Source organism: Mycobacterium sp. (genome assembly GCF_035314665.1).
In the GTDB taxonomy this organism is placed as follows: domain Bacteria; phylum Actinomycetota; class Actinomycetes; order Mycobacteriales; family Mycobacteriaceae; genus Mycobacterium.
The window spans coordinates 1-8,535 of sequence record NZ_DATFZD010000192.1 but is presented as its reverse complement, the minus strand read 5'-3'; the positions used below and the strand labels follow the sequence as shown (position 1 = coordinate 8,535).

7 protein-coding genes are annotated in these 8,535 nt (G+C 64.4%); all 7 read left to right on the top strand.

The genetic code is table 11. From position 1 onward, the window contains the following. Positions 1-878: transposase (locus tag VKI00_RS14880; protein WP_324438597.1), on the top strand; the 878-nt coding region annotated here is incomplete at its 5' end. Positions 879-982: 104 nt separating this feature from the next. Then, the gene (locus VKI00_RS14875) at positions 983-1,696 is read left to right on the top strand and encodes a histidine phosphatase family protein (RefSeq protein WP_324438595.1); all 714 of its coding nucleotides are present in this window, start codon (positions 983-985) and stop codon (positions 1,694-1,696) included. Between the two features lie 55 nt (positions 1,697-1,751). Continuing rightward, the gene (locus VKI00_RS14870; RefSeq protein WP_324438593.1) at positions 1,752-2,357 is read left to right on the top strand and encodes a TetR/AcrR family transcriptional regulator; all 606 of its coding nucleotides are present in this window, start codon (positions 1,752-1,754) and stop codon (positions 2,355-2,357) included. A 137-nt stretch (positions 2,358-2,494) separates the two neighbouring features. Further along, positions 2,495-2,941, top strand: coding sequence for an MmpS family transport accessory protein (locus tag VKI00_RS14865; RefSeq protein ID WP_324438591.1), 447 nt, complete (start codon positions 2,495-2,497; stop codon positions 2,939-2,941). Continuing rightward, complete coding sequence (locus tag VKI00_RS14860) at positions 2,938-5,859, top strand: MMPL family transporter (protein WP_324438589.1); 2,922 nt, start codon at positions 2,938-2,940, stop codon at positions 5,857-5,859. Before VKI00_RS14865 ends, VKI00_RS14860 begins: the two co-directional genes overlap by 4 nt. Before the next feature lie 32 nt (positions 5,860-5,891). Continuing rightward, entirely contained in the window at positions 5,892-7,904 is a 2,013-nt protein-coding gene (locus VKI00_RS14855; RefSeq protein ID WP_324438587.1) for an SDR family oxidoreductase, read from the top strand. Between the two features lie 23 nt (positions 7,905-7,927). Then, on the top strand, positions 7,928-8,535 hold a 608-nt coding region (locus VKI00_RS14850), incomplete at its 3' end, for a nucleoside hydrolase (protein WP_324438585.1).

Genomic DNA, 8,535 nt, shown 5'->3' with positions numbered 1-8,535 from the left:
ACCGCCCCCTGCCCGCCGATACCGAGCTGGCCCAGGCCATCCGGGTGCTGGCACGGGCTCAGCAAGACGCGGTGTGGGCGCGCCAGCAGATCGGCAATCAGATCCGTGACCTGCTCAAGGACTTCTATCCGGCCGCGATCACCGCTTTCGCCGGGCTGCCCAGCGGCGGACTGGCCCGCTGCGATGCCCGCACCATCCTGGCCGCCGCACCCACTCCCGGCCAAGCAGCCAAGCTGACTCCCGCGCGGCTGCGCCGGCTGCTGATCAAAGCCGGCCGCCGCCGCGACCTCGACCGCGACGTCAAGCGACTGCGTGCGGTGTTTACCGACACCTACCTGCACCAGCCGCCCGTGGTCGAAAACGCCATGGGCATTCAACTGAGCGCACTGCTGCACCAATTCGAGGCCGCCAGTGCCGCCGCTGATGAGTTGGCCCAGGCGGCGATCGCCCATTTTGAGCAACACCCGGACGCCTCGATCATCACAAGCTTTCCCGGGCTGGGGAAGCTGACCGGCGCCCGGGTACTGGCCGAGATCGGCGACGACCGAACCCGCTTCGCCGACGCCCGCGGATTGAAGGCCTTCGCCGGATCCGCCCCCATCACCCGTGCTAGCGGCAAGAAAACCACCGTGACACACCGGCATATCAAAAACCGGCGCCTGGCTACGGTCGGGTCGATCTGGGCACTGGCCTCGCTGCGCAGCTCCCCGGGTGCCCGCCGTCACTACGATGCCCGCCGCGCCGCCGGAGACTGGAACCGCCAAGCCCAACGACACCTGTTCAACAAATTCCTCGGCCAGCTCCACCACTGCCTGCAAACCGGCCAGACCCACAACGAACACCGGGCGTTTCCACCTCCTCTCCCCCTCGCGGCTTGACACTTAACTTCCTGAGATGTCTCTCGATCAGATTCATACGGCCAACCATGGCGAACCTATGCAAACCCACCACACCGTAGCCGCCGACAAGGCAGGCTATCGCCATGCGCAATCGCACCGTGATCCGGAAGGCTGCTGCAGCACTAGTCGCACTCGTCGTGACGCTAACCATCGGCGCCTGCTCGGGGACACCGCAGGTGCGTAGCATCACGCTGACCTTCATCCGGCACGCCGAGTCGACGGCCAACGCCGCCAACGTGATCAACACCGACATTCCAGGTCCGAGTCTCACCGAGGAAGGCCAAGGGCAGGCCGAGCAGCTGGCCCACCAGCTCTCCCGCAACACCTTCGACGCCGTCTACGCCTCGGACATGGTCCGTGCCCAGGAGACCGCGGCGCCGCTGGCCCACGCTCTGGGCAAGCGGGTCGAAATCCTGCCCGGTCTGCGGGAAATCGACGCCGGCTGGTACAACGGCGCGCCGACCAAAAGGGCCGACTTGACCTATCTGAACGCGCCGGCGGATTGGCTGAACGGCGACACCAAGGATGCCATCCCGGGCTCGATCAGCGGTGTTGAGTTCAATGACCAGTTCACTGCCGCCGTCCAAAAGATCTACGACAAAGGTGACGCGAAACCGGTGGCGTTCTCGCACGCCGAGGCGATCATGTACTGGACCTTGATGAACGTCAAAAATCCCAAGGACAGCCTGGCCACCAGCCATCCCCTGCCGAACCTGGGCCGCGTGGTGATCACCGGCAGCCCGGCGATGGGATGGACGTTGCTGGACTGGGACGGCATCCGCGACTTCAGCTACTGAGCCCGACGGACCCTGACGATACGGTACTGGACAGTACTACCCTCGCGGTTCTACCGTGAGCGCTGTGACCCAGATTGTCGACCACGCCGCGGAGCCCTCGCCGTGGTCGCCGCGGGAGACCGAGCTGCTTGCGGTGACTTTGCAGCTCCTGCAAGAACACGGGTATGACCGGTTGACGGTGGACGCCGTGGCCGCCAAGGCCCGCGCCAGCAAGGCCACGGTGTACCGGCGCTGGCCGTCGAAAGCCGAGTTGGTTTTGGCGGCGTTCATCGAGGGCATCCGCCAGATCGCCGTCCCCCCCGAAACCGGCACACTGCGAGGCGACTTGCTGCACATGGGAGAACTGATCTGCCAGCAGGGCAAGCAGCACGCCGGCACCATCCGCGCGGTGCTCGTCGAAATAGGGCGCAACCCCGCACTCAACGACGTCATGCAGCACCAATTCATCGAGCAGCGAAAGGCTTTGATGGACCACATCCTCCAACTGGCGGTTGACCGCGGTGAGATCGACCGAGCCGCCATCAACGACGAACTCTGGGATCTGCTGCCGCACTACCTGATCTTCCGGTCCATCTTTCCCGGCCGGCCGCCGACCCGGCAGACCGTGGAGGCACTCGTGGACGATGTGGTCATCCCTAGCCTGACCCGACCTGCCAAGTAAATGGCCGGCCGCATATGTACGGCATCGTCTCTTGTACTGTCCGGTCCGGTACCGTACTGTCAAGCCTGTCGGCCCGCGCTCCAAGGACAGCTGACGTCGCCCGGCGATTGTCTACCAGGTAATCGAAAGGCCAACGGATGAAAGGTATTTCGTTGACCAGCCTTGTCAGACGGCGCTGGATGGTTCTGGTCACCGCCGTGGTGGTCGCGCTGGCCGGGTTCGCCGTCTTTCGCCTGCACGACGCCTTCGGTTCTCACAAAAATGCATCAACAGGCAGCGGTGTCTCTAACGAGATCGTTCCCTTCAATCCCAAGCAAGTCATCTATGAGGTATTCGGCACGCCAGGATCCACGGCGACGATCAACTACCAGGACGTCCACGCCGCGCCGCAACGAGTCGACAACGTCCCGTTGCCGTGGTCCTACACGATCACCACCACCGATCCCGCGGTCATCGCCAACGTGGTTGCCCAAGGCAACGGCGCCACCTTGGGCTGCCGCATCACCGTCAACGGCATCGTCAAAGACGAAAGGACCGTCAACGAATTGAGCGCCTACACCTTCTGCTTGGACAAGTCCGGATGAGCAATCACAGCAGTCGCCGTCCCTTCGTTCCGCACACCATTCACCGCTTGGCGGTGCCCATCCTGCTGTTCTGGGTGGCGCTGGCGGCCGTGCCGAATATCCTTGTGCCGCAACTTGAAGAGGTCGGCAGGCTGCACAACGTCGGCCTCAGCTCCCCCGGGGCGCCGTCGTATCAGGCGTTCAAACACATCGGCAGGGTGTTCCACGAGTTCGACACCGACAGTTCGGCGATGATCGTCCTGGAAGGCGACAAGCCGCTCGGCGCTGACGCCCACAAGTTCTACGACGCGATGATTCACAAGCTGGAACAGGACAAGAAGCACGTTCAGCACATCCAGGACTTCTGGGGAGACACGCTGACGGCGGCGGGATCCCAGAGCAGTGACGGCAAGGCCGCCTACGTTCAGCTCTTTCTGAATGGAGCCCAGGGCGAGGCTTTGTCGAACGAGTCCGTCGACGCGGTCCGCAGCACCGTCGACCATATGCAGCCGCCGCCAGGCGTCAAGGCCTACCTCACCGGCGCCGCCCCACTGATCGCCGATCAATTCACCGAAGGCAGTAAGGGATCCAACAAAGTCACGGCGATCACCATCGGCGTGATCGCACTGATGCTGTTCTTCGTCTATCGATCGTTTTCCACCACGCTCCTGGTCTTGGCGACCGTCCTGATCGAGATGGCCTCAGCGCGGGGATTCGTTGCCTTCCTTGGCAATGTCGGGATTCTGGGGCTGTCGACGTACGCCACCAATCTGCTGACATTGCTGGTGATTGCCGCCGGAACGGATTACGCGATATTTTTCGTCGGCCGATATCACGAGGCGCGCGCCGCCGGCGAAGAGCGGGAAGACGCCTTCTACACCATGTATCGCGGCACATCGCATGTTGTCTTGGGCTCGGGCCTGACGGTGGCCAGCGCGGTCGCGTGCCTCAGTTTCACCCGGCTGCCCTACTTCCAAAGCCTGGGACTGCCCGCGGCGATCGGGATCCTGGTAGCCCTGGCGGCCTCGCTCACGCTGGGCCCGGCCATCCTGACGATTGCCAGTCATTTCGGCCTGTTCGATCCCAAGCGAGTGCTGCAAACCCGCGGCTGGCGTCGCATCGGCACCGCCATTGTCCGTTGGCCCGCACCAATTCTCGTCGTATCGATCGCCGTCGCCCTCATCGGTCTGCTCGCCCTGCCCGGCTACAAGACCAGCTACGACACCCGGCCCTACATCCCCGCCACTGCTGCGGCCAACGTCGGATACACCGCTGCCGAGCGGCACTTCCCCCGGTCCCGGTTGGAGCCCGAACTGCTGATGATCGAGGCCGACCACGACTTGCGGAATCCTGCCGACATGCTCGTGCTGGACAAGGTGGCCAAGGGCGTCGTGCACATACCCGGCATCGCTCAGGTGCAGACCATCACCCGGCCCCTGGGAGCACCGCTGGACCACAGCTCGATCGCATTTCAGATCAGCCAGCAGAGCATCGGGCAGGTGCAGAACCTCAAGTACCAGATGGATCGCGCACAGGACTTGTTGAGGCAGTCCGCCGAGCTGACCAAAACGATCGGCATCTTGCAGCAGCAATATGCCCTGCAGAAGCAGCTCGCCGGCGCCACCCACGACGAGACCCAAAAGTTTCACGAGACCCTGGCGATCATCTCCGAGGTACGGGACAAGCTCGCGAATTTCGACGACTTCTTCCGACCGCTGCACAGCTACTTCTATTGGGAGAAGCACTGCTTCGACATCCCGGTGTGCTTCGCTTTTCGCAACACATTCGACACGCTGGACAGCGTCGACCAGCTCACCGAGAAATTCGAAGAGCTCACCGCAAGCCTGGACAAGCTGGACGAGATCCAGCCGCAGCTGGTGGGGCTGATCCCACCCCAAATCGCGAGCCAAGAGATCAACCAGGAGCTGGTGCTGAAGAACTTCGCCACCAACTCCGGGATCGCCAACCAGTCGAACGTCGCCAACGACAATCCGGCCGCGCTCGGGCAGGCTTTCGACAAGGCCAAGAACGACGACTTGTTCTATCTGCCGCCTGAGGTGTTCAGCAACCCCGATTTCATGCGCGGCCTGAAATTGTTTCTCTCGCCCGACGGCAAAGCGGCTCGGATGATCATCACCCATGAAGGCGACCCGGCCGAGCCCGCCGCCATCTCCCACGTCGAGCCGATCAAGCTGGCCGCGCACGAGGCGGTGAAGAACACGCCGTTGGCGGGCGCCAGGTTTTATCTCGGCGGCACCGCGTCGACCTACAAAGACATCGGGGATATGGAGAATTACGACCTGCTGATCGTCAGCATCGCCTCGCTGAGCCTGATCCTGCTGATCATGATGATCATCACCCGCAGCCTGGTCGCGGCCATCGTGATCGTCGGTACCGTGGCGCTGTCGTTGGGCGCATCGTTCGGGCTGTCAGTGCTGGTGTGGCAGTACATATTAGGCATCCAATTATATTGGGTCGTACTGGCTTTGGCGGTCATCCTGCTGCTGGCCGTCGGATCCGACTACAACCTGCTACTCATCTCGCGGTTCAAAGAGGAAATCCACGCCGGGCTCAAGACCGGCATCATCCGCGCGATGGCCGGCTCTGGCTCGGTCGTGACTGCCGCCGGTCTGGTCTTCGCCGTGACCATGTGCGGGTTCGTATTCAGCGGTCTGCAGGTACTCGGCCAAATCGGCACCACGATCGGCCTCGGCCTGCTCTTCGACACGTTGATCGTGCGGTCGTTCATGACGCCGTCCATCGCCACTCTGCTCGGCCGCTGGTTCTGGTGGCCACAACGGGTGCGGCCACGCCCGGCCAGCACCATGCTGCGGCCCTACGGACCGCGCCCCGCAGTTCGTCAGTTGCTGCTGTGGGACGACCCGGACGAGGCCGAGACGGACTTCCCGGTAGCCGACGATCGCGTCACACTGCGTTGACGTGCGACCGCGCCGAGCGCACCATGTGTTGCATGCGCTATGTCGTTACCGGCGGTACCGGGTTTATCGGGCGCCGAGTCGTCTCGCGTCTGCTGGACGAACAGCCGGACGCCGAGGTGTGGGTAATGGTTCGTCGCCCGTCATTGGGCCGCTTCGAACGCCTGGCCGAGCAGTGGGGCGAACGAGCAAAACCCCTGGTTGGCGACCTGGCCGAGCCTGATCTCGGGTTGACCGACGACGCCATCGCCGAGCTGGGCAACGTCGAGCACGTGGTGCACTGCGCGGCGATCTACGACATCACCGCCCCCGAATCCGATCAGCGCATCGCCAACGTCGAGGGCACCCGCGCCGTGATCGCGCTCGCGCGCCGGCTCGACGCGACGCTGCATCACGTGTCGTCGATCGCGGTGGCCGGGGAATTCCGCGGTGAGTACACCGAGTCCGATTTCGATGTCGGTCAGCAGCTGCCGACGCCGTATCACCAGACGAAGTTCGAAGCCGAGCTGCTGGTACGCGAAGCGACCGGTCTGCGCCATCGGATCTACCGTCCGGCGGTGGTGGTGGGTGATTCGCGCACCGGTGAGATGGACAAGATCGACGGACCGTATTACTTCTTCGGCGTGCTGGCCAAGCTCGCGGTGTTGCCCCGGTTCACCCCGATCATGCTGCCCGACACCGGCCGCACCAACATCGTGCCGGTCGACTACGTCGTCGATGCGCTGGTCGCCCTGATGCACGCCGACGGTCGCGACGGCCAGACGTTCCACTTGACCGCACCGAAAACCATTGGCCTGCGCGGCATTTACCGCGGGATCGCCGATGCGGCCGGGCTGCCGCCGCTGCGCGGATCGCTGCCCCGATCGGTCGCCGCGCCCGTGACGAAGGTGCGCGGGCGGGCCAAGGTGTGGCGCAACATGGCGGCCACCCAACTGGGCATTCCCGCCGAGGTGCTCGACGTCGTCGACCTGGCGCCCACCTTCATCTCCGACAACACACGAGACGCGTTGCAGGGAACGGGTATCGAGGTTGCCGAGTTCGCCGACTACGCGCCCAAGCTGTGGCAGTACTGGGCCGAGCATTTGGACCCCGACCGGGCCCGCCGCAACGATCCGGCCGGAGCACTGGTCGGACGCCACGTCATCATCACCGGCGCGTCCAGCGGCATCGGGCGGGCCGCTGCGATCGCCGTCGCCGAGCGGGGCGCGACAGTATTCGCGCTCGCGCGTAACGGCGATGCGCTCGACGACCTGGTCGCCGACATCCGCGCCAACGGCGGCGAGGCTTACGCCTTCACCTGCGATGTCACCGACTCGGCGTCGGTGGAGCACACGGTCAAGGACATCCTTGGCCGCTTCGACCACGTCGACTACCTGGTGAACAACGCCGGGCGGTCGATCCGCCGCTCGGTCGTCAACGCCACCGACCGGTTCCACGATTACGAGCGGGTGATGGCGGTGAATTATTTCGGCGCGGTGCGGATGGTGCTTGCGCTGCTGCCGCATTGGCGCGAGCGCCGCTTCGGTCACGTCGTCAACGTCTCCAGCGCAGGCGTGCAGGCCCGCAGCCCCAAGTACAGCTCGTATCTGCCGACCAAGGCCGCGCTGGACGCGTTCTCCGAAGTGGTGGCCACCGAGACGCTTTCCGACCACATCACGTTCACCAACATCCACATGCCGTTGGTGGCGACCCCGATGATCGCTCCGTCGCGGCGGCTCAATCCCGTCCCACCGATCAGTGCCGAGCATGCCGCGGCGATGGTAGTGCGCGGGTTGGTCGAGAAGCCGGCCCGTATCGACACCCCGGTGGGCACCCTTGCCGAGGCCGGCAACTACTTCACCCCCAAGCTGTCGCGACGGATCTTGCACCAGCTCTACCTCGGATATCCGGATTCCGCAGCAGCGCGTGGCGAGAGCGCCTCGAAACCTGTTGTGAACCAGCAGTCTTCGCGTCGACCGAAGCGCCCGGCACGTGCCGCCGTTGCCCGCATGAGGGTCCCCGGAGCGGTCAAGCGGGCCGTGCGGCTGGTTCCCGGAGTGCACTGGTAGTCACTGCCGGTATCGTGGCCGCAGTGGCCACCGCACCAGTTTTCGCCGACGTCGACACCGGTGTAGACGATGCCATTGCGCTGATTTACCTGCTGGCCAGCCCGGAGGCCGAGCTGGTCGGCATCGCATCGACCGGTGGGAACGTCGGGGTGGATCAAGTGTGCGAGAACAACCTCGGCGTACTCGACCTGTGTCGGGTCGACGGTGTGCCGGTATCCAAAGGTGTCGAGCATCCGCTGAACTCCCCCGAGCTTCCGGTCGGGAAAGTCCATGGGCCAAGGGGTCTGGGATACGCGGAGCTGCCGCCGACCGATCGTCAGCTCACCGGTGACGATGCGGCGACGGCATGGGTCGAGGCGGCACATGCCCATCCGGGAGAACTGATCGGGCTGGCTACTGGCCCGTTGACCAACCTGGCGCTGGCGTTGCGCAAGGAACCCGCGCTGCCGACACTGTTGCGCCGGCTGGTCATCATGGGCGGCGCCTACGATTATCGCGGCAACACCAATCCGGTGGTGGAATGGAACATCGGCGTGGATCCGGAGGCGGCGGCCGAAGTGTTCGCCGCCTGGTCACCCGAAGCTTCGGAAACTGCCGAGCCGCAATCACTTCCGATCTTGTGCGGCCTGGA

Excerpts from the sequence above, each read along its gene's own strand:
- VKI00_RS14875 (WP_324438595.1), top strand. The coding sequence starts at position 983 with ATGCGCAATCGCACCGTGATCCGGAAGGCTGCTGCAGCACTAGTCGCA.
- VKI00_RS14865 (WP_324438591.1), top strand. The coding sequence starts at position 2,495 with ATGAAAGGTATTTCGTTGACCAGCCTTGTCAGACGGCGCTGGATGGTT.
- VKI00_RS14860 (WP_324438589.1), top strand. The coding sequence starts at position 2,938 with ATGAGCAATCACAGCAGTCGCCGTCCCTTCGTTCCGCACACCATTCAC.
- VKI00_RS14855 (WP_324438587.1), top strand. The coding sequence starts at position 5,892 with ATGCGCTATGTCGTTACCGGCGGTACCGGGTTTATCGGGCGCCGAGTC.